General features: G+C 60.4%; 19 protein-coding genes. 9 read left to right on the forward strand and 10 right to left on the reverse strand.

Annotation, left to right across the window (positions count from 1 at the left end; all coding sequences use genetic code 11):
• Position 1: 1 nt before the first annotated feature.
• Positions 2-415 (forward strand): DUF3301 domain-containing protein, encoded by a 414-nt coding sequence (locus QMX86_RS00830; protein ID WP_038861179.1) that lies wholly within the window; start codon positions 2-4, stop codon positions 413-415.
• Between the two features lie 6 nt (positions 416-421).
• Here the strand turns inward: QMX86_RS00830 and QMX86_RS00835 are convergent, their stop codons facing one another.
• Complete coding sequence (locus tag QMX86_RS00835; protein ID WP_282385475.1) at positions 422-1387, reverse strand: CobW family GTP-binding protein; 966 nt, start codon at positions 1385-1387, stop codon at positions 422-424.
• A 40-nt stretch (positions 1388-1427) separates the two neighbouring features.
• On the opposite strand from QMX86_RS00835, the gene QMX86_RS00840 reads away from it, so the two are divergent.
• Complete coding sequence (locus QMX86_RS00840) at positions 1428-1784, forward strand: hypothetical protein (protein WP_039757255.1); 357 nt, start codon at positions 1428-1430, stop codon at positions 1782-1784.
• Between the two features lie 3 nt (positions 1785-1787).
• Here QMX86_RS00840 and QMX86_RS00845 read toward each other — a convergent pair whose 3' ends face one another.
• Both QMX86_RS00845 and zigA read right to left on the reverse strand, forming a co-directional pair.
• A complete protein-coding gene (locus tag QMX86_RS00845; RefSeq protein ID WP_282385473.1) occupies positions 1788-2435 on the reverse strand; it encodes a DUF1826 domain-containing protein in 648 nt (215 codons plus the stop codon).
• Positions 2435-3640, reverse strand: coding sequence for a zinc metallochaperone GTPase ZigA (gene zigA, locus QMX86_RS00850; protein ID WP_282385471.1), 1206 nt, complete (start codon positions 3638-3640; stop codon positions 2435-2437). The genes QMX86_RS00845 and zigA overlap by 1 nt, the downstream gene beginning before the upstream one ends.
• 207 nt (positions 3641-3847) lie before the next feature.
• Between zigA and QMX86_RS00855 the strand changes: the two genes are divergently transcribed.
• The 5 genes from QMX86_RS00855 to QMX86_RS00875 all read left to right on the forward strand — a co-directional run bounded on the left by QMX86_RS00855 (position 3848) and on the right by QMX86_RS00875 (position 7626).
• Positions 3848-4225, forward strand: coding sequence for a glutamine synthetase (locus tag QMX86_RS00855; protein ID WP_073470857.1), 378 nt, complete (start codon positions 3848-3850; stop codon positions 4223-4225).
• Between the two features lie 83 nt (positions 4226-4308).
• The gene (gene folE2, locus QMX86_RS00860) at positions 4309-5205 is read left to right on the forward strand and encodes a GTP cyclohydrolase FolE2 (protein WP_282385469.1); all 897 of its coding nucleotides are present in this window, start codon (positions 4309-4311) and stop codon (positions 5203-5205) included.
• The gene (locus tag QMX86_RS00865) at positions 5202-5870 is read left to right on the forward strand and encodes an ATP-binding cassette domain-containing protein (RefSeq protein WP_282385467.1); all 669 of its coding nucleotides are present in this window, start codon (positions 5202-5204) and stop codon (positions 5868-5870) included. The genes folE2 and QMX86_RS00865 overlap by 4 nt, the downstream gene beginning before the upstream one ends.
• Positions 5870-6739: a metal ABC transporter permease gene (locus QMX86_RS00870; RefSeq protein ID WP_282385465.1), complete on the forward strand. Its 870-nt coding sequence runs from the start codon at positions 5870-5872 to the stop codon at positions 6737-6739. The genes QMX86_RS00865 and QMX86_RS00870 overlap by 1 nt, the downstream gene beginning before the upstream one ends.
• A gap of 11 nt (positions 6740-6750) precedes the next feature.
• Complete coding sequence (locus tag QMX86_RS00875; protein WP_122751257.1) at positions 6751-7626, forward strand: metal ABC transporter substrate-binding protein; 876 nt, start codon at positions 6751-6753, stop codon at positions 7624-7626.
• Between the two features lie 83 nt (positions 7627-7709).
• On the opposite strand, the gene QMX86_RS00880 is transcribed toward QMX86_RS00875, so the two are convergent.
• Complete coding sequence (locus QMX86_RS00880; RefSeq protein WP_016772436.1) at positions 7710-8228, reverse strand: DUF3617 domain-containing protein; 519 nt, start codon at positions 8226-8228, stop codon at positions 7710-7712.
• Positions 8229-8359: 131 nt separating this feature from the next.
• Here QMX86_RS00880 and cls point away from each other — a divergent pair, with 131 nt between their 5' ends.
• Positions 8360-9799: a cardiolipin synthase gene (cls, locus tag QMX86_RS00885; RefSeq protein ID WP_282385462.1), complete on the forward strand. Its 1440-nt coding sequence runs from the start codon at positions 8360-8362 to the stop codon at positions 9797-9799.
• Positions 9800-9809: 10 nt separating this feature from the next.
• Here the strand turns inward: cls and cfaB are convergent, their stop codons facing one another.
• The 5 genes from cfaB to QMX86_RS00910 all read right to left on the reverse strand — a co-directional run bounded on the left by cfaB (position 9810) and on the right by QMX86_RS00910 (position 17129).
• Complete coding sequence (cfaB, locus tag QMX86_RS00890; RefSeq protein WP_130928378.1) at positions 9810-10997, reverse strand: C17 cyclopropane fatty acid synthase CfaB; 1188 nt, start codon at positions 10995-10997, stop codon at positions 9810-9812.
• 177 nt (positions 10998-11174) lie between these two features.
• The gene (locus QMX86_RS00895; RefSeq protein ID WP_282385459.1) at positions 11175-13085 is read right to left on the reverse strand and encodes a cation-translocating P-type ATPase; all 1911 of its coding nucleotides are present in this window, start codon (positions 13083-13085) and stop codon (positions 11175-11177) included.
• Positions 13082-14131 carry a protease modulator HflK gene (locus QMX86_RS00900; protein ID WP_282385457.1) on the reverse strand — a complete coding sequence of 350 codons (1050 nt, stop codon included), beginning with the start codon at positions 14129-14131 and terminating at the stop codon, positions 13082-13084. Before QMX86_RS00900 ends, QMX86_RS00895 begins: the two co-directional genes overlap by 4 nt.
• Positions 14128-15171 carry a protease modulator HflC gene (locus tag QMX86_RS00905; RefSeq protein WP_282385454.1) on the reverse strand — a complete coding sequence of 348 codons (1044 nt, stop codon included), beginning with the start codon at positions 15169-15171 and terminating at the stop codon, positions 14128-14130. Before QMX86_RS00905 ends, QMX86_RS00900 begins: the two co-directional genes overlap by 4 nt.
• Positions 15168-17129 (reverse strand): protease modulator HflK, encoded by a 1962-nt coding sequence (locus QMX86_RS00910; RefSeq protein ID WP_282385452.1) that lies wholly within the window; start codon positions 17127-17129, stop codon positions 15168-15170. Before QMX86_RS00910 ends, QMX86_RS00905 begins: the two co-directional genes overlap by 4 nt.
• 210 nt (positions 17130-17339) lie before the next feature.
• Here QMX86_RS00910 and lpdA point away from each other — a divergent pair, with 210 nt between their 5' ends.
• Positions 17340-18740 (forward strand): dihydrolipoyl dehydrogenase, encoded by a 1401-nt coding sequence (gene lpdA, locus QMX86_RS00915; RefSeq protein ID WP_282385450.1) that lies wholly within the window; start codon positions 17340-17342, stop codon positions 18738-18740.
• 100 nt (positions 18741-18840) lie between these two features.
• Here the strand turns inward: lpdA and QMX86_RS00920 are convergent, their stop codons facing one another.
• A complete protein-coding gene (locus tag QMX86_RS00920; RefSeq protein WP_073470845.1) occupies positions 18841-19314 on the reverse strand; it encodes an Lrp/AsnC family transcriptional regulator in 474 nt (157 codons plus the stop codon).
• Positions 19315-19343 lie beyond the last annotated feature (29 nt).

Genomic DNA, 19343 nt, shown 5'->3' on the forward strand with positions numbered 1-19343 from the left:
GATGCTGACCCTGGAAAACATCTTTGTGCTGATGCTGTTCGCCGCCGCTGGTGCCTGGCTATGGCACAACCACGGCTTGCGCGAGCGCGCGCTGGAGCGGGTCAAGCAGCATTGCACCAATGTTGGCGTTGAACTGCTGGACGGTAACGTCGCGCTGAAAAAAATCGGTCTGATCAGGGATGCCAACGGTCGCCGGCGACTGGCGCGGGTCTACAACTTCGAGTTCACCGTGACCGGCGAAAGCCGCCACAACGGCACCGTCACCCAGTTCGGCGCGCACAGTGCGCAGATTGAACTGGCGCCCTACCCGGCGCCGTTCGACGACACGCCGCCGGTGGTCGAAGTGCACAAGCCTCGCGCCGAAGTCATCGAGCTGAGCCAGTGGCGCCAAGAACATACCAAGTGGAAGCCTTGAGCTGACTCACTGAATCCGGCATTCCGCCAAACCGGCTTGCAGCTGTTCGATATTCTGCGGTTCAGCGAAGATCAGCTCGATTCTTGAGTCTTTTCGCCATTCGCTGGGTTGCCAACTCAGCTCGGCATTCTCCAGCGCATTGGCCGAGACCCAGCCATCCGTGCTGTGGATAAGCAGTTTGGCCCGCTTCCAGTCGAGCGCTCTCAGCCAATCGGCGATGCGTGCTTGATCAAATACCTGCCGCGGATGCCAGCGCCAACCGATGCTCCATCCACCCTCCTGCGCCTGACTCAGGCAAATCGGTTCGGCCGGATCGCTCCAGACCGCTGGCAGCTGTGCCAATCCAGTGGGCAGCGGCAGATGCCCTGCGCCTTCGTTCGCTTTTACTGCCAGCCCCGGCAGCTCGCTCAGAGGCAGTTGCGCTTGCTGCGTCCAGATCAGTCTGACGGGCGGCAACCGACTGGCGATTTTCTCTCGAACCGCTTCATCGAGATCTTCCGCCTTGTTCAACAGCAGCAAACCCGCGCTGGTCAATGCTTGCTTCTGGGCGTCCGGCAAGGCCCTATCCGCGTGCAATGCCTGAGCGTCCAGAACCAGCACACAGGGCTGAACCGCCAGCACGCCCAGCCACGGCGCCTCGTTCAATTGCTTGAGCAACTGCGCCGGATGGCCCAGCCCGGATGGCTCGATAAACAGTCGATCCGGCCTGGCCTTGCGCAGCAGGCGGCCGAGGCCGATCTGAAATGGCGCGCCATTGACGCAACACAGGCAGCCCCCGGCCACCTCACCCAGTGCGATACCATCGTCGTCGCGAGAGAGCAACGCGGCGTCCAGACCAATCTGGCCGAACTCGTTGATCAGCACCGCCCAGCGTTCATCCGCAGGCCGTTGCGCCAGCAACTGGCGAATCAGGCTGGTCTTGCCGGCGCCCAACGGGCCGGCGATGACGTGGATCGGAATGTTCTGCAACATGGCGGGTACTTTCTGCGGACAGTTATTGAGGAGATCGAAGATGCGCTGGTCGGGATGGTCGTTGCTGTTGGCGCTGCTGTCGAGTGAAGCGTGGGCTCAGGCCTGCGTGGTGCACACACAGGGCGAACGGCTCGACGTCAAAGTCTGTCAGCAGAACCGGACGATTCCGCAGAAATTGTTCAATGACGGCTTCTGCCAACCGACGCTGGCCGGGCAGAAGGTCGAGGTGCGATACGTCGACCAGTGCCCGAGCGGCGCTTTCGGCGTGTGCAGCAACGCGCAAGTCGCCAATATGCCCTATCGCCAGGATATCCACTATTACGGCGTGGCCACTGATGCGGCGTATCTCAAGCCGTATTGCGAAGGCCAGAGCCAGGGCGCCTGGCGCAAGCCCTGAATTTCAGCCGAGCCAGTCGAGGGTCAGCAGCAGACGGCGTTCACCGGGTGCCGGTTGCGGCGAACGATGGATCAGGCCGAAGCCTTCATTGCCGTGCCATTTTTCGCCTTTGAGCAACGCGACGTCGCCGCTGTTGAGCTGGCGAATCGACGCTGCACCTTGCGGTTCGGCATCGGCCTGGCCAAGTTGCAGGCGATCCATCGCGCCCTCCTCAAGCCATTGGCTGCCAATGCCAGCGTAAGTAGTGATCAAGCGCACCGGCACGTGATCGACGTGGAAACGCGGACACATGGCCTTGTCCAGCACACGCAAACGCACGCCGATACGCCGCGCCCCGAGCAGGCAGGCGAAGGCACTGATCAGCCATTTGAGATCGCTCATGAAACCTTCGAAACCTTGCAGATCACGCAGCCCTGCAGCCAGACCGGCGAGATCCGGTTCGGCATCTTCGTCGGGCAATTCCAGACACAGCGACTCGGCCAAGGGCTCGTTGAGTGACAGCACCAATTGCGCAAAATCGGCAATGTGCACGGGCAGCTGACGTTGCCAGACGGCCAGATTGGTCTGGTCTTCCAGGATTCGCGTCAACGTTTCCGGTGTCAGCCCTTGGTGATGACGGGTAAGAAGCGGCTGATCTTGGAGTGCGAGCATCAGGCGGCCTCTTCGTGCCAAGGACCGAATGGATCAGGCAGCAAGCGCCAGCCTTCTACACCCGTTGCCATTTCTTCGTCGGTCAGCAGACAGGCATCGAGTTCGGCGGAGAGCTGTAGGAAATCTATGTTCTGACCGATGAAAACCAGCTCCTGGCGGCAATCTCCTACGCTTGGAATCCAGTTTCCCATGATCGCCTGGACGCTTTCCTGATCCTGCGGCCATTGATTCTTTGGCACAAAACGCCACCAGCGACCGGCGAATCCATGCCGCATCAAGCCACCAGCCTGCGACCAGCTACCGGCATCGGTGGGTTTGCTGGCCAGCCAGAAGAAGCCTTTGGAGCGCAGCAGCTTGCCGTTCAGCCAAGGCCGATCGATGAAGCTGAAGAAGCGTTGCGGGTGAAATGGCCGGCGCGCGCGGTAGGCCGTCGAGGCGATGCCGTATTCCTGTGTTTCCGGGACGTGCTTACCGCGCAATTCCTGTAGCCATCCGGGCGCTTGTGCGGCCTGATCGAAATCGAAACGACCGGTGTTGAGGATTTTCTCCAGTGGGATTTCGCCCATCACCATTGGAATGATTTCAGCCTGGGCATTGAGGCGCTTGAGGATGGCGGTGAGTTCTTCACGCTCGTGCTGACTGATCAGGTCGATTTTGCTGATCAGCAGGACGTCGGCGAACTCGATCTGCTCGATCAACAGATCGGTGATGGAGCGCTCGTCTTCTTCACCCAGGATTTCGCCGCGAGAGGCAAGACTTTCGGCTGCCTGGTAATCGAGCAGGAAATTCACACCGTCGACCACGGTGACCATGGTGTCGAGGCGAGCAATGTCGGCGAGGCTTTGTCCCTGTTCATCGCGGAAGGTGAAGGTTTCAGCGACCGGAAGCGGTTCGGAAATGCCGGTGGATTCGATCAGCAGGTAATCGAAACGATCCTCGCGAGCGAGTTTGCTGACTTCTTCCAGTAAATCTTCACGTAACGTACAGCAGATACAGCCATTGCTCATTTCGATGAGTTTTTCCTCAGCGCGGTTCAGGCTGACATCGCGCTGGACTTCACTGCCATCGATGTTGATCTCGCTCATATCGTTGACGATCACCGCAACGCGCAAGCCGTCTCGGTTACGTAGTACGTAATTCAAAAGTGTACTTTTTCCCGCGCCGAGAAATCCTGAAAGTACGGTGACGGGCAATTTGGCTGACATTGGATAATCCTTATAAATGGCAGCCGATTTGCGCTTTGAGGAGCGCTTGGCGTGTTGCGCTTCATTTAACCGGGTCAAAGAAGGCATACGATTGTGATCGGCAGCTCAGGCTGGTTGCGAATTATGTTATAGTATAACAACTAGAGTTTGCCAGTCCGGCAGAGGAGATTTCGCAAATTGCTGCACCACCGATCGTGGAAACTCGCAATGAACAAGGGGTTGAAATGCCTGCTTTTGAGCTTTGCTATGTCGCTGGCCAGCCAAGCACAGGCGCACATGCCAGGGCCGGCGCACTGCACACGCAGCGCTAATCTGCTGGCGTGTGTAGACGTCGACGGCAATGCCTATAGCGTCAATACGGTAGGCACCACGCTTTACCTGCGCGGATTCGAGAAGGACGGCCATCGCTATTGGGCGCAAACCAACAGCCGCTTCGGCCAATTGACCTTTTTTACCGGCATCGCCTCCGATGGCGAGGCTTGGGTTGGCTACACCCGCCGTGTCGGCTGGACAACCATCAACCGCTTCTCCAGCTCGGGCGGTAGCAGCGCAAGGTTCACTTGCAGCCGGATGACGGGCTGCTAGTGAAAACCTTTTCATGAAAAAAGCGTCGCTGAATGGATTGTTATAATGTAACGTTAAAAGAGATCAACACGACGGTCTCAACCATGAATGCTCTTACTCTCCCGGATATCGCCGCCCAATCTGCACGCTTGGCACTGCCCCTCGACTGGGTAGGCATGCGTGGGATTGCTCTGCCCGTTTTGCTTGAAGGCCAACGCCTCAGCGCCAGAGTCGACGCTGGTGTGAGTCTGGACGATGGTGAAGCACGTGGTATTCACATGTCGCGCTTGTATCTGGCACTCGAAACCCTCGAACAGCGAAGCCTTTCTCCCGCTTTGCTGCACCAGGTACTCAAGTGTTTTCTGACAAGCCATCAAGGTCTATCCGCCTGCGCATATCTGAATATTCACACTGACTTGTTGCTGAAACGACCCGCGTTGGTCAGCCCCTTGGCCGGCTGGAAATCCTATCCGGCGTCCATTTCAGCGAGCCTGAAACAGCAAATGTTCCACGTGGAACTAGAAATTGAACTGCCCTATTCCTCGACGTGCCCATGCTCCGCAGCCTTGGCAAGGCAGCTGATCCAACAGCAATTCGTCGACGATTTCGCCAACAAATCTCTGCAACATGCCGATGTTTTGGCATGGCTTGGCTCAACCAAAGGGATCGTAGCGACACCGCACAGCCAGCGCAGCTATGCGCAACTGCACCTGCATCTCGACAATTTCATCGACGAGCTATCGCTGACCGCGATCATCAATGACGCCGAAGCAGCCCTCGGCACCGCCGTGCAGACCGCAGTAAAGCGCCCCGACGAGCAAGCCTTCGCACTCGCCAATGGGCAAAACCTGATGTTCTGCGAAGACGCCGCCCGCCGTCTCAACCTGGCACTGCAACGCACACCCGGCATCAACCAATTCCACATCCGCGTGATCCACGCCGAAAGCCTGCATGCCCATGACGCCGTCGCCGAAATCAGCTGGCGACGGGAGCAAAAATGATCCGCTGCCAATCGCTGGCTTGGGGCGCACCCGGCCAACCGCTGACGACGCCTCTGAGTCTTGAGTTCGAAAGCGCCAGTCTGACCGCAATCATCGGCGCCAACGGCTGCGGCAAAAGCAGTCTGCTGAAAGTCATCGCCGGTTTGCAGAAGCCCTTGGCCGGCAAGGTGGAAATGGCTGTTCCACGCCAAAGCGGCATTTCCTTTCTGCCGCAACAGCAACATTTGGATCGGCAGTTTCCAATAAGCCTCGAAGAGCTCATCGCCGCAGGTTTCTGGGGCCTTAGACTCTCGACACAGCTGCGCACGCAGCGACTGAAAAACGCATTGGAAGACTGGCATTTGAATGGACTCGAACAGCGTCCGTTGATGGCCCTGTCCGGCGGCGAGCTACAACGTGCCCTGCTCGCGCGACTGAGCCTTGCTGATGCCCCGGTGCTGTTGCTGGACGAACCGCACGCCGCACTCGACGAACTCGGCCAGCAATTGCTCTGGCAGCACATTCACCACTGGCACGCCGAGGGCCGGACACTGCTTGTGGTCTGCCATGACCTGGCGGCTGTCCGCCAACACATTCCGCATACCCTGCTGATCAAAAACGGCCACTGCGTGTACGGAACCAGCCGAGAACTGATCCAGCCAACACCGCACATGCAGGTCGCCTGATGCTCGCCACCGTCAGCCATTTCTGGCAGCCGTTCAGCGAATTCGTGTTCATGCGCCGCGCCTTGCTCGGCGGCCTGGTGCTGGCATGCAGTACGGCGCCCTTGGGTGTTTTTCTGATACTCAGGCGCATGAGTTTGATCGGTGACGCCGTCGCCCACGGCATTCTCCCTGGTGCAGCGCTGGGATTCTGGTTTGCCGGTTTGAGTCTTCCCGCACTCACCCTCGGTGGCTTGGGAGCCGGGCTGAGCATGGCCGGACTCGCGGCCTGGATCACCCGGCGAACGGGGTTGCGAGAAGATGCCAGCCTCGCCGCGATCTATCCGATCTCACTGGCCAGCGGCGTTTTGATCCTTGGCATCGCCGGCAAGCGCCTCGACCTTCTGCACTTGCTGTTCGGCTCAGCGTTGGCCGTAGACGGGCCGACACTGACCGGCATGCTGTGGGTCTCGGCGGTCAGCCTCATGGCGATGGCGGCGATCTACAAACCTCTGCTGCTGGACACACTGGACCCATTGTTCTTGCGCACGGTCAGTCGCCTCGGGCCACTGGCTCATGGGGTGTTCCTGACTCTGGTCGTGCTGAATCTGGTGATCGGCTTTCAGGCCATCGGCGCACTGATGGTAGTCGGGCTGATGATGCTTCCGGCTGCCGCGTCGAGATTCTGGAGTCGCCGTCTGCCAATACTGATTGCCGTCGCCGCCGTCATGGGCTGCGTGTCTGTGTGGCTCGGCTTGCTGCTGTCGTTCTACTACTCGCTGCCCAGCGGACCGGCCATCGTGCTGGTCGCGGGGGTCGGCTATCTGCTGTCGGTGGTGTTCGGACCGGTTCACGGTTTGCTGCGCCGCCCGCCTTTGCTCACATCCCAATGAGGTGTTTCCCGATGCGCGCTCTACTCGTGCTGTTCAGCCTGATGCTGTCGATGTCATTGTCAGCCGCCGAAAAACTGCCGGTGGTTACCAGCTTCAGCATCCTTGCCGACATGGTTCATCAGGTCGGCGGCGAGCACGTTCAGATTACCAACATGGTCGGCCCGGATGCCGATGCGCACACCTACGAGCCGACCCCGGATGACGCCAAGGCGCTGCTCAAAGCCAAAGTGATCATCAAGAACGGCCTCGGTTTCGAACCTTGGCTGGATCGCCTGGTGACCAGCACCGACAGCAAGGCAACGGTGATCAGTGCCAGTCGCGGGGTGATTCCACGTTCGCTCGATGAAGACGGCGAGACCGTTGCGGATCCGCACGCCTGGCACAATCTGGCGAACGCCGAGTTGTACGTCGCCAACATTACCAAGGCGCTGATCGCCGCCGACCCGGGCAACAAGGCTGACTACGAGCGCAACAGCCAGACCTACCTCAAGCAGATCTATGCCCTGCTCGCCGAAGCCAAAAACAAACTTGGCGCGCTGCCGCCGGGCAATCGCAAGATCGTCACCAGCCACGATGCCTTTGGCTATCTGGGTCAGGCTTATGGCATCGACTTTATCGCGCCACAGGGTTTATCCACCGAACGCGAACCCTCCGCCGCCGAAGTCGCTGCGCTGATCACGCAGATTCGCCAGGCCAAGGTCAAAGCGGTGTTCATGGAAAACATCAAGGACGCGCGCCTGCTTAAGCAGATCGCGGATGAAAGCGGCGCGCACATTGGCGGCACGCTGTACTCGGATGCGCTGGCGGCGAGTGGACCGGCGAGCACCTTTACCGGGCTGTTCGAATACAACCTCAATACGTTGTACAAGGCGTTGAGTCAGCCATGACCTGAGGTGCACTTGCGATCTATTCGCGAGCAGGCTCGCTCCCACAGTTGGAATGGCTTCCAACTGTGGGCGTCGCAGAGGGTTTAAGCGCGGGGTTTTACCGTGCCGCAATCCTGACCCAGCCACACCGCACGGGTTTCCAGACTGCCCTTCTGGTTGATGCCGATGGCGTTGAAGGTGCCATTGGCAACGGTGGTGAATTCGCGGTCACTGAGGAATGTCGCCACACCGGTGCCTTGGGCTTTCGGGCAGCTGAAGCGGAATTTCCACTGGTTGCCGGTGCGCTCGGTGATCTGCTGCTTGCAGCCCGATTGCGGATCGGCCAGCGGGATATCGTTGGTTGCCACCTGCTGCGGCGTCAGGCAGGCGCGGATGCCTTTGCCGCCGATGTTGATGCCGTTCTTCTCCAGCGCCGCGCGCTGCTGCGGGGTGATCTGGCCTTGAATCTGGCCAAGGATCGATTGCACATCCATGGCCTGATCATCGACCTTCAGATTGCTCGAAGACATTTCCCACAACCCCGGCTGCAGCATTTGCGCCTGCGCAACCACCGGTAATGCCAAACCCAGGCCCAGCGCCAAACCCAGCAGACGAACGTTCATCGAGTAACTCCTGATCAGTTGTGGCCGTTAGACGCCGGCCGATTGTGTCGGTTCATGCGCCGATTAAATAGAGACATTCGCCGCAGAACATGGTCTGTTAAGCATTGCATCTCACGGAGCAAGGCTGCCCCATGGATTTTTTCGGACCGCACATTTTCGGTTATCTGATCGCCCTGTTGCACACACTCGGTTCGATCGCTGCGATCCATGCGGTGCTTACCGTGCGCACTGCGCAAGGCTCGATCGCCTGGGCATTGTCGCTGATCTTCATTCCCTACCTCACGCTTATTCCGTATCTGGTATTTGGTCGCAGCACCTTCGATGGCTACATCAAGGCGCGGCGCCAGGCCAACGAGCAGATGCGCCTGGCCATTTCCGAATTGAACTGGCGCCCGTGGGTGGAAGAAGCCCTCGCCGCTCGCGCGTCGAGTGCCTACGCCTCACTGCGCGCAATGCCGAAACTGGGGCGCATGCCGTGCCTGGCGAACAACGAGGTGCAACTGCTGGTGAACGGCACCGCGACCTTCGATGCGATTTTCCAGGCGATCGCACAAGCGAAGGAAGCCGTACTGATCCAGTTCTTCATCATCCACGATGATCGGCTCGGCCAGCGCTTGCGTGATCTGCTTTTGCAGAAAGCCGCCGAAGGCGTATCAATTCATTTGCTCTACGACCGCATCGGCAGCCATGCCCTGCCCCATCATTACGTGCAGGCGCTGCGTGATGCCGGCGTCGAGGTCAAAGCCTTTGCCACGCGCAGCGGCTGGCTCAACCGCTTTCAGGTCAACTTCCGCAACCACCGCAAAATCGTTGTGGTTGATGGCATAGTCGGCTTTGTCGGCGGGCATAACGTCGGCGATGAATACATGGGTGAGAAGCCACCATTGGCGCCGTGGCGTGACACCCACGTCAAAGTCCGCGGGCCGGTGGTGGCCTGCATGCAGGAATCGTTCGCCGAAGATTGGTTCTGGGCTGCTCGTACTCTGCCGCCGTTGATCCTTCCAGATGCGTATCCGGAGGATGGCGTGCTTTGCCAATTGCTCGCCAGCGGCCCAGCGGATGCCTACGAAACCTGCTCGCTGTTTTTCGTCGAAGCCATTCACGCAGCAACGCAACGCGTATGGATCACCAGCCCTTACTTTGTCCCGGACGAAGCGGTATTTGCCGCCCTAAGGCTGGCAGTGTTGCGCGGTGTTGATGTGCGCCTGCTGTTGCCGTCGCGGCCTGATCATCGCATCGTCTATGCCGCCTCCAGCCTGTATGCCTTCGAGGCGGTGCGTGCCGGCGTGCGGGTGTTCCGCTATCGTCCGGGTTTTCTGCATCAGAAAGTCGTGCTGATCGACAGCGAAATCAGCGCCATCGGCAGCGCCAATCTGGACAATCGCTCGTTCCGCCTGAATTTCGAAGTGATGTTGCTGACCGTCGACAGCGAGTTCGCCGCCGCCGTGGAACACATGCTCAATGACGATTTCGCCCTGGCCGATGAAGTGGCCAAAGAAGAAAGCCGGGAGATCCACCGCCTGCAACAGGTCGGCATGCGGATCGCCCGGCTGATTTCACCGATACTCTGAGCGCTCCGTTTCAGGGGTGGTAGATGTCGTCGCGGGTCCAGGGCAGTTCGTGGCTGCCATCCGGATGCGCTTTCACGGCGAGGATCTGATGCAGATTGATCCAGCCACGCGCAAAGGCATACGCGCAACCGGCCAGATACAGACGCCAGATACGCAGTGCTTGCTCAGGCACCAGTTTCGCCGCAGCTTCGAGGTTATCCTCCAGTCGCTCACTCCAGTGATCGAGCGTGCGCGCGTAGTGCAGGCGCAAGCTTTCGACATCGACGATCTCCAGCCCCGCGTCACTGATCTCGGTAGAGATCATCGCCAGATGCGGTAGCTCGCCGTTGGGGAACACATATTTTTCTATGAAGTCGCCAGCGCCTCGTCCAACCGGGCGGCCATCAGTGTGCTTGGCGGTGATGCCATGATTCATTACCAATCCACCCTCCTTCACCGCACCGAACAGAGTTGCGCAGTACTCGGCGAGATTGGCATGGCCAACGTGTTCGAACATGCCGACGCTGACAACCTTGTCGAAGCGGCCGTCCTGCGGCAGATCGCGGTAGTCGAGCAATTGCAGTTCGACCTGATCTTCCAGACCTTCGGCCTTGACCCGCTCCTGCGCCAGGGCCAACTGTTCCTTGCTCAAGGTAATACCGAACACTTTGACCCCGAACTCTCGCGCGGCATACCGCGCCAGACCGCCCCAACCACAGCCGACATCCAGCAAATATTCGCCCGGCTGCAAGCGTAGCTTGCGGCACAGATGGCGGAATTTGGCTTGCTGCGCCTGTTCGAGGGTTTCGCTACCGGTTTCGAAATAGGCACAGGAATACGCCATGTCGCTGTCCAGCCAGAGCTGGTAGAACGCATTCGACAGGTCGTAGTGGTAGGAAATGGCCTTGGCGTCAGTGTCCTTGTCGTGATGCGCACGCACCGGCTGACTGCCTTCGTCTTCGTCGAGCAGCGCATTGCTCAACTCGTCGCAAACCCGAATGACCTCGCTGATCGAGCCCTCCAGTTCCAGCTTGCCTTCGACGAACGCCGCACCCAGCGCATCCAGGCTTGGGTGGGTGAATTGAGTAACCATCTGCGGGTCCTTGACGACGATGGTTACGCTGGGCGTCGGGCCCAGATTGAACTCGTGGCCGTCCCAGAGTCGCAGGCGAAGCGGTAACTGCAGATTCTGTAAGGCCGGTGGAAGTTGCGCGAGCATGGAAAATCCCCCCTTGTTTCAGACGTCTGATCTGAGGGTAGACCAACCTGGAAAAATAGCAGGCTATCGATTCGATCGGCCTTGTCTATCGTGATCGGCACTTCGGCTGAACGCCACAGGCGACGCGCCTTACGATAGATGACTGTCTGCGCACTTGGCGGTTCGATGAATTTTCTTTCATTTATTCTGAGCGTCGAGCCTGAGCAATGGCTCCTGAAAGCGCAGCAAACGTCCGGCGTTGCCCAACACCAACAGGGTGCTCAGGTTATGCAGCAGCGCCGCGATCATAGCCCCGGCCGCACCAAGCCAGCCGAACGCCGCGAAGACCACGATAGCCAGCGTCCAGCCGAGGCCGATAATCACGTTGACTTGCAAAGTACGCCGGCACTGACGACTCAGGCGCACGCAAGTACCGAGGCGACGCAGATCGCTGCCGATCAACACGATGTCGGCTGACGCCAGAGCAATGTCGGCCCCGCCAGCGCCCATCGCCACGCCGACCACGCCGGCCTTGAGCGCGAGCGAATCGTTGATGCCGTCGCCTACCACCATCGGACGAAAGCCGTGATCGATTTCCTTGAGCACGCGATTGAGTTTGTCCTCCGGTAGCGCTTGCGCCTGGACTTCGTTCAGCCCGACGTCCTGCGCCAGGTTTCGCGCGACGCTCTGACGATCACCGGTCAACAGGAGTTGGCGTCCCAGCCCCAATTCGCGTAACTCGTTCAAGGCGAAGCGCGCTTCCGGTTTGATGCTGTCTGCTAGCAGCAGCCAGGCGAGGAATTCGCCGTTCAGGGCCAACCCGGCGATCGGGCCATCGTGCTCAGGAACAAGGGTGGTTGTGATACCCAGTTGCGTGAACAACTCTGGACGACCGAGCGCGGCCTCGCCCTTTTCTGTCGTCGCCACTACGCCCAGGCCTTGGCGCTCATGGATGTTGGCCAGAGGCCAATAGGCCTCCTGATCGGTCATCCCGGCGAGTGCCCGGCTCACCGGATGACTGCTCGCCGCGCCGAGACTGGCGGCCAGTGTCTGCACTTCGGCGGTTTCCGCATTCAGGCTGTCGATCGACTGCAAACGCAAGGTGCCGTACGTCAGCGTGCCGGTCTTGTCGACCACCAGCGAGGTCAGATCGGCGAGTTCTTCGAGGAACGCCGAGCTGCGAATCAGAATCCCGTGACGCGCGGCGACGGCGACACCGGCAATCGCCGTGGCCGGCGCCGACAGCACCAGCGCACATGGACACGCCGCCACCAACACCGCGAGCATCGCTTGCGCATCATGGGTGACGAACCAGGTCACCGCCGCCAGCAACAAGACCAGCACCATGTAACTGCCGGCATAGCGTTCGAGCAATCGCGTGATCGGCGGTTTCGAGCGCTCGGCGTTTTGCATCAGGGCGATGACTTTACCCAAGGTGGATTCGTCGCCGGTGCGGGTGACTTCGACGCGCAGCAATCCATCCAGGTTGATCGCGCCGCCGAACACCAGCATGCCGACGCCAGCTTCCACCGGTACCGACTCACCGGTAATCGACGCCGTATCGAGACTCGCTTGGCCGGACAATACCCGACCGTCCGCCGGCACCCGATCACCGGCCCGCACCTCGACAACATCGCCAGCGCTGAGCGCGCCGTTGTCCACTTCGATGATCGAACCATCTACTTGCAGCTTGCGCCCATGGCTGCGGGTCAACTGGCCAAGCGCATTAATCGCTTCCTGGGAGCCGATCACGCTGCGCTCCTCGAGCACATGGCCGAAGATCATGATGATCGGCAACAACGCCGCAGTGAGCAGATCACCAGTCGCCCAGGCACCGAGCATGGCCAGCGCGATCAACTGATCGGTGATGCCGTGCAGGCTTGGGTAACGCAGGCTGTACCACGCCGAACGCATCACCGGAACCGCTACGAGCAAAGAAGCGAAACCCAGCAGCAGTTGGCTGACACCGATTTGCTCCGGGAGTATCCAGCGCCAGACCAGCCCCAGACCCAGCAGCCCGAGCGCAAGCATCGCCAGGGTCAATTGGCGCGCGGCGCGACGTTGTTCGGCGGAGGACAACAGGCTTGGAGCAGCGGTGGTCGCCGTCATTGACTGGCTCCTTGAATGATCAACCGGGAATCGTCTTTCGGGTTGACGGTGGTGACCGACCCGGCCTGACCGAGGATCTTCGGCAGGCGTTCGCGATACAGACGCAAGAGCATTTGCGGGTCGGCAGACGTGGCCAGACTCGAAACGGTTGCGGTATCGGCCGAGGCTTTTGCAAGACGCTCGCCCGCCTGCGCGTGAGCCACCTGGAGTGTGCGGTCAGCCTGTTCGTTGGCGGACTGGGTAAGTTTCTCGGCATCGGTGCGCGCGTTAGCCACTGCTTTGTCAGCCTGCTGACTGGCGGTCAGCACCGCATTGAAGGCACTGACCGCCGGCTCCGGCAGACTTGATTGCAAATCCACCCGCGACACCTCGATACCGATGCCCTGCCCGCTCGCCTTCAGTTCAGCGAGACGCGCGTTGATGCCTTGCACCAGATCACCGCGCAATCGTTCACGACGCTCGGCCGCCTGATTGTCGGCGCCGATCAATTCCGGGCGAGCGACCAGAATGGTGTCGAGATCTCGCGCGGCGGTCAGGGCCACGGCGCTGCGCGTCACCAGCCGATCGAGTGCTGGCAGCACATGCTCGCCTTGCAACACGAATTCGTAGGGATCGGAGACTTGGTAAAACACCCGCACGTCCAGTTGCACTACGCCGGCGTCACCGGTCAATAAATAACCAGATCCGGCGAGTGCATCGCTCAATGGCGTGGCGAAGGACGCCACCCGGTCTGCCTTCAGCGCTTCGTCACTGCGCAACAGATTTTCCACCCGGCGCTCGATCACCCGATCCGCCGCTGGCAGCAGAATCACCTGTTCAAAAGGTTGCGGCCATGCCCATAACAGTCCGGCATTCTGAACGCGATCCAGCGCACCGAAGTGCAGTACTACTGCGCGGTTTTGCGGATCAATCTGCCGGACATTGGAGAATGCCCATGCCAGCGCCGCCAGCACCGTGATCGCATACAGCGCAATAAAAGCCAGACGTCCCGCCTGAATCCACGGACTGTTCAATGCATGTGTTCCACGTGGAACTTCTTCGCTCATGGCTGCGATCCAGCTTTGTTGTCGAGCGTCGGTGGGCCGTCGACCAATACGCGGAAAGGTGCGGCATCGGTGCGCAGAATCAATTTGGTGTCCGGCGTGACGATGGTGCCGAGGGTGTCAAGGGAGCGCAGCAGGTTATAGAGCTGTGGCGAGCTGGCGTAGGCGCGCCCATAAATCTGCGCAGCCTCGACCCGGGATTGCGCTTCGATATCGGCGGCTTTCACCGTCGCATCGGCCTGGACGATCCGCGCATCGCGTTCGGCGGCAGAACGGATTTGCGCCGCTTCGCGTTTGCCAACAGCCGTGCGTTCGGTAGCAATGGTTTCACGCTCGGCGCGCATGCGGTCGACCGTGGCGCTGAGCGTGACCGATGGCAAAGTCAAACGCTCGATACCCATCTGCACCACGCGCACGCCGTATGTAGCGAGCAACTGTTGGTCGATCTGCTGACGCAACTGCGTTTCAAAATCGCCGATGCGCACTTGTTTGGCATCAGTGTTGACCAGATTGGCCAGATCGAAACTGCTGGCCGTGGTCTCCAGTGCTGAGCCGACAAAAGTGCGAATCTGCCGCGCTGCTTCGTCCGGCTGATTCTGCACGGCACGCATGAAACGCTGCACGTGTTCGGGATCACCCTGCACCTGCCACGCCACGTAGGCCTGAACGATGATGCGCAAACCGTCCTTGGTGCCGACGTCCTGCAAACCACTTGAGGTGGTACGCAGGCGCAGGTCCACCGGGATCGCCGCTTCGAACGGAGCCGGCCAGCGCCAATTCAACCCGGGATCAAGCAAGACCCGCGACGGATTACCGAAACGGGTGATGACCGTGGCATCACCGGAGCGCACTTGCACCAGACTCGCGGCGGCAATGGCAAACGCCACCAGCAACGCAGCCCAGCTCATACGCCGCCACGGAAATGGTCCGACTTCTGGCACCTCGCCGTGATGGTGGTGATGACCATGATGATGGTGATGCCCGCCGTGGCCATGGTCGTGGCCGCTGTGGTCGTGAACGTCATGAACAGGCGACTGGCTCAATGGGTGGCTCCTGGTTGAGCGGTGGTACGGGCGGGCGACGGATCAGTCGGCAGTGTGAAAGTACGCAGATCGATGGTTGGCGCATTTGCGCTGCCGCCGAGTCGATGATCGAGTATCAGCAACTTGGCTTTACTCATGCCCTGACTGAGCTGGCTGAGATATTGCTCCAGCACGAAAGCCTGGCCAGCACTGACGAAGGCTTTCTGTTCGGCGCTGAATTTCAGGTCGGCGGTTTGCGCAGCGGCGTTGATCTCCCGCGCGTTTGCCATTGCCTGATCCCGCGCCGTACTCGCCTGCAACTGCGCCTCGTTAGTGGCCTGCGCAGCCGCGCCGCGTTCGCGAGCGATCAACGCCTGCGCGCCGATCTGCGCCGCTTGCACACTGTGGTAGGCATTCGCCGCGCCGGCCGGTGGATGAATCGCTTCGACGACTGTGGCGAGGATTTCCACACCACTGTTCAATCTGTTCAGATCACTTTGTACTGCGCGACCGATTTCCTCGGCCAGCCCTGCCCTGTCGTCGCCGAGCAGACCGTCGAGGGTGCGCGAGGCAAAATCGTGAACCAGGATGCGGCTGGCGGTGCTGCGAATCAGCGTAGGTACATCGGCACTGTTGTAGGTCGCAGCAAGTGCCGCTTCGTCGTTCAAACCGATGCGATAAACGAAGCGCACGTCCATGTTGACGATTTGCAGGCCCTGTTGCGCGCCGCGGCTGCTGGCGATGACCTGGGACTTGTCATTAACGTGGCTGGCGTCCCACAAACGGTTGGCGGTCAGCGGCGCCGGGCCTTCAGCGGAATCGGACTGCACGGCGATTGGCTTGTCGCCGACACTGGTCGCCAGTTCATGGACCACGCCGTTTTCTACGGAAATCACACGCCCCAATGGCCAGGGCAAACCGGCATGCAAACCCGGGCCGAACACCTGTACCGGTTTACCGAAGCGCTCGTAGATGCCGCGACCTTGCAGGGGAATTTCATGTACCCCTGTCAGCAGCCAACCGCTAAGGGCGACCACTGCCAACACCGGCAACAACGCCCGGCGCATGTAACTGAAGGCCCAGATCTGGCGCAAATCGATGCCGAAACGGTTGTGCATTTCATGCTGCAGCGCCAGCCACGGCTGCGGCGGCCAACGCAGCATATCGGCGATAAAACTGCGCGCCAGCAGGGTCGGTTCCAGTTGTTCACGCCGCGGGCTGAAGACAGACAGTAACGCGCGCAACAGCAGTTCGCCGGCAACCAACATTGGCAGGACTGCGCTGAGCACCGCCACGCGTACCGGCCAGACTGCGTCTTCGCTGGCAAACAACAGACACAGCGCACCGATCAACAGGGTGATGATCACCACCCGGGTCAGTTGCGCCAGCGCAGCCGCTTCCGGCCATTGCTCCGGCGGCTCCTGCGTCAGTTGCCGCTCCAGCACCAGCAGGGCAAACGCCAGCAACAACGCCAATGCCGCACCGATGCTCGCCGACAGCCCCAAGGCCGCCGCAGGCAACGTGAGATTCCACACCTGCTCAATACCAAGCAGAACCAGCAACGCCCAGCCGCCGAGCCACAACGTCGGCGCACCGACTTGTCCAAGCAGATGGCGGCTCTGCTGACTCAATCGCTCCAGCAGCCTTTCGTACCAGCCCTCGGCTGCAGCGCCCTCCTCCACAACGGTCGATTGCGAAGCGGGCGGATGCATCACCCGCGCGCGCCAGTGCGTCACCCACCACGCCGATTGCAGACCGGCGACCAGCACCAGCAACGCTGCGCCCTGATTGACCAACAACGGCAACCACAGGGACTGCGGCGCAAACAGGCCGACGAAAAACGCCAGCACCCAGCCCGACACAGCCACTGCGCCGAGTCCATACGCCAACCGACGCAATTTGCGTGACTGCGCGGCTGCCTGCTGAAAGCGCGGCAGCCCGTTGACTGGCGTGGCGTCCAACTCAAGATCGACTTGCATAACACCCCGAAAATGTAGGCTCAGCGTTCATAGCGTTACGATATAACGCAAACTGTGAAATATTCGTACACAATTACGCTTATTCAAGGATGCCGCAGCTGTCGCTTGCCTGAAGCCTTGACCGAAATGTCCGGCGAAGCTCATATTACGCGCATAATTTTTATCGCGACTAATCTTGGCTATCCCCATCGAGCAATCTGGAGCAAGCGCATGAGCAACTATGACGTGGTAATTCTGGGCGGTGGCCCCGGCGGTTATAACGCGGCGATCCGCGCGGGCCAGCTCGGGCTCAAGGCCGCTTGCGTCGAAGGACGTGCAACCCTCGGCGGCACCTGTCTGAACGTCGGTTGCATGCCGTCCAAAGCCTTGCTGCACGCGTCGGAGCTGTACGCCGCTGCGGTGGGCACGGAGTTCGCCAATCTCGGCATCGAGGTCGAACCGAAGCTGAACCTTGCGCAGATGATGAAACAGAAGGACGAAAGCGTCGCCGGCCTGACCAAGGGCATCGAGTTTCTGTTTCGCAAGAACAAAGTCGACTGGATCAAGGGTTGGGGTCACATCGACGGCCCGGGCAAAGTCTCCGTGACCGACGATCAGGGCAACAAGACCGAGCTCAGCGCCAAGGACATCATCATTGCCACCGGCTCCGAACCCACTCCCCTGCCCGGCGTCGAGATCGACAACCAGCGCATCCTCGATTCCACCGGCGCGCTGTCGTTGAGTGAAGTGCCTAAACATCTGGTAGTGATTGGTGCCGGGGTGATCGGCCTGGAGCTGGGTTCGGTATGGCGCCGACTCGGCGCGCAGGTCACCGTGGTCGAATACCTTGATCGCATCTGCCCCGGCGTCGATGGCGAGGCCGGCAAGACCTTGCAGCGCGCGCTGAGCAAGCAAGGCATCGCCTTCAAATTGAGTTCCAAAGTCACTAGCGCCACCAGTTCCGCTACAGGAGTGCAGCTGAGCGTCGAGCCTGCCGCTGGTGGTACGGCTGAGCTGATCGAAGCCGACTATGTGCTGGTGGCCATCGGCCGCCGGCCGTACACCCAGGGCCTGGGGCTGGAGAACGTCGGCCTGAGTACCGACAAACGCGGCATGCTCGCCAACAAGCAACATCGCACCGAAGCGGCTGGGGTCTGGGTGATCGGCGACGTCACGTCCGGCCCGATGCTCGCGCACAAGGCTGAAGACGAAGCCATGGCCTGCGTCGAGCAGATCCACGGCAAGGCCGGTGAGGTCAATTACGCGCTGATCCCCAACGTCATCTACACCCAGCCGGAGCTGGCCAGCGTCGGCCAGACCGAAGAACAGCTCAAGGCCGAGGGCCGTGCCTACAAGGTCGGCAAGTTTCCCTTCACCGCCAACAGCCGGGCGAAGATCAATCACGAGACAGAAGGCTTTGCCAAAGTCCTCGCCGACGAGCGCACGGACGAAGTGCTCGGCGTGCACCTGGTCGGGCCGAGCGTGAGCGAGATGATCGGCGAGTTCTGTGTGGCGATGGAGTTCAGCGCCTCGGCCGAGGACATTGCCCTTACCTGCCATCCGCACCCGACGCGTTCGGAAGCTCTGCGTCAGGCAGCGATGAATGTCGAGGGGATGGCGACGCAGATGTAGGTTCCAAACCTTGCCGCCGTCTTCGCGAGCAGGCTCGCTCCCACTTTGGAATGCGTTCCCCATGTGGAAGCGAGCCTGCTCGCGAATGGTGCCACCCGGTCTACAGCGGCAGATGCCCCAACGGCAGCGCCCCCGGCGCTTTCACCGTGTGAATGGCAAAGTTGCTGCGAATATCGCTCACCCCCGGCAGTTTCAGCAGGTGCGCGCTGACAAAGCGGTCATAAGCGCGCAAGTCAGGCACCACTACCTGCAACAAAAAGTCCGATTCGCCGGACACCAGAAACGCTGAGACCACCTCAGGCAGCGCAGTAACAGCGGCATAAAAAGCCTCGGCGCGTTCTTCGTTGTGCCGCTCGACCTTGACCCCGACAAACACCGTCAGCCCCAGTCCGACTTCATCGCGATCCAGATTGGCCTGGTAGCCTCGGATCACCCCCGCCTCTTCCAGTATGCGCACCCGGCGCAAACACGGCGAAGCCGACAGGCCGATTTCTTCCGCGAGCTCGACATTGCTCAAGCGCCCGTTGCGTTGCAGCGCGGCGAGAATCTTGCGGTCATAGGCGTCGAGTTTCATCTTTGGCAGATCCCGATAGTCTGACGGTT

The organism is Pseudomonas sp. PS01270, assembly GCF_029959775.1.
In the GTDB taxonomy this organism is placed as follows: Bacteria; Pseudomonadota; Gammaproteobacteria; order Pseudomonadales; family Pseudomonadaceae; genus Aquipseudomonas; species Aquipseudomonas atacamensis.

Coding starts and splice junctions, on each gene's coding strand:
- QMX86_RS00830 (WP_038861179.1), top strand. CDS start 2: ATGCTGACCCTGGAAAACATCTTTGTGCTGATGCTGTTCGCCGCCGCT.
- QMX86_RS00835 (WP_282385475.1), bottom strand. CDS start 1,387: ATGTTGCAGAACATTCCGATCCACGTCATCGCCGGCCCGTTGGGCGCC.
- QMX86_RS00840 (WP_039757255.1), top strand. CDS start 1,428: ATGCGCTGGTCGGGATGGTCGTTGCTGTTGGCGCTGCTGTCGAGTGAA.
- QMX86_RS00845 (WP_282385473.1), bottom strand. CDS start 2,435: ATGCTCGCACTCCAAGATCAGCCGCTTCTTACCCGTCATCACCAAGGG.
- zigA (WP_282385471.1), bottom strand. CDS start 3,640: ATGTCAGCCAAATTGCCCGTCACCGTACTTTCAGGATTTCTCGGCGCG.
- QMX86_RS00855 (WP_073470857.1), top strand. CDS start 3,848: ATGAACAAGGGGTTGAAATGCCTGCTTTTGAGCTTTGCTATGTCGCTG.
- folE2 (WP_282385469.1), top strand. CDS start 4,309: ATGAATGCTCTTACTCTCCCGGATATCGCCGCCCAATCTGCACGCTTG.
- QMX86_RS00865 (WP_282385467.1), top strand. CDS start 5,202: ATGATCCGCTGCCAATCGCTGGCTTGGGGCGCACCCGGCCAACCGCTG.
- QMX86_RS00870 (WP_282385465.1), top strand. CDS start 5,870: ATGCTCGCCACCGTCAGCCATTTCTGGCAGCCGTTCAGCGAATTCGTG.
- QMX86_RS00875 (WP_122751257.1), top strand. CDS start 6,751: ATGCGCGCTCTACTCGTGCTGTTCAGCCTGATGCTGTCGATGTCATTG.
- QMX86_RS00880 (WP_016772436.1), bottom strand. CDS start 8,228: ATGAACGTTCGTCTGCTGGGTTTGGCGCTGGGCCTGGGTTTGGCATTA.
- cls (WP_282385462.1), top strand. CDS start 8,360: ATGGATTTTTTCGGACCGCACATTTTCGGTTATCTGATCGCCCTGTTG.
- cfaB (WP_130928378.1), bottom strand. CDS start 10,997: ATGCTCGCGCAACTTCCACCGGCCTTACAGAATCTGCAGTTACCGCTT.
- QMX86_RS00895 (WP_282385459.1), bottom strand. CDS start 13,085: ATGACGGCGACCACCGCTGCTCCAAGCCTGTTGTCCTCCGCCGAACAA.
- QMX86_RS00900 (WP_282385457.1), bottom strand. CDS start 14,131: ATGAGCGAAGAAGTTCCACGTGGAACACATGCATTGAACAGTCCGTGG.
- QMX86_RS00910 (WP_282385452.1), bottom strand. CDS start 17,129: ATGCAAGTCGATCTTGAGTTGGACGCCACGCCAGTCAACGGGCTGCCG.
- lpdA (WP_282385450.1), top strand. CDS start 17,340: ATGAGCAACTATGACGTGGTAATTCTGGGCGGTGGCCCCGGCGGTTAT.
- QMX86_RS00920 (WP_073470845.1), bottom strand. CDS start 19,314: ATGAAACTCGACGCCTATGACCGCAAGATTCTCGCCGCGCTGCAACGC.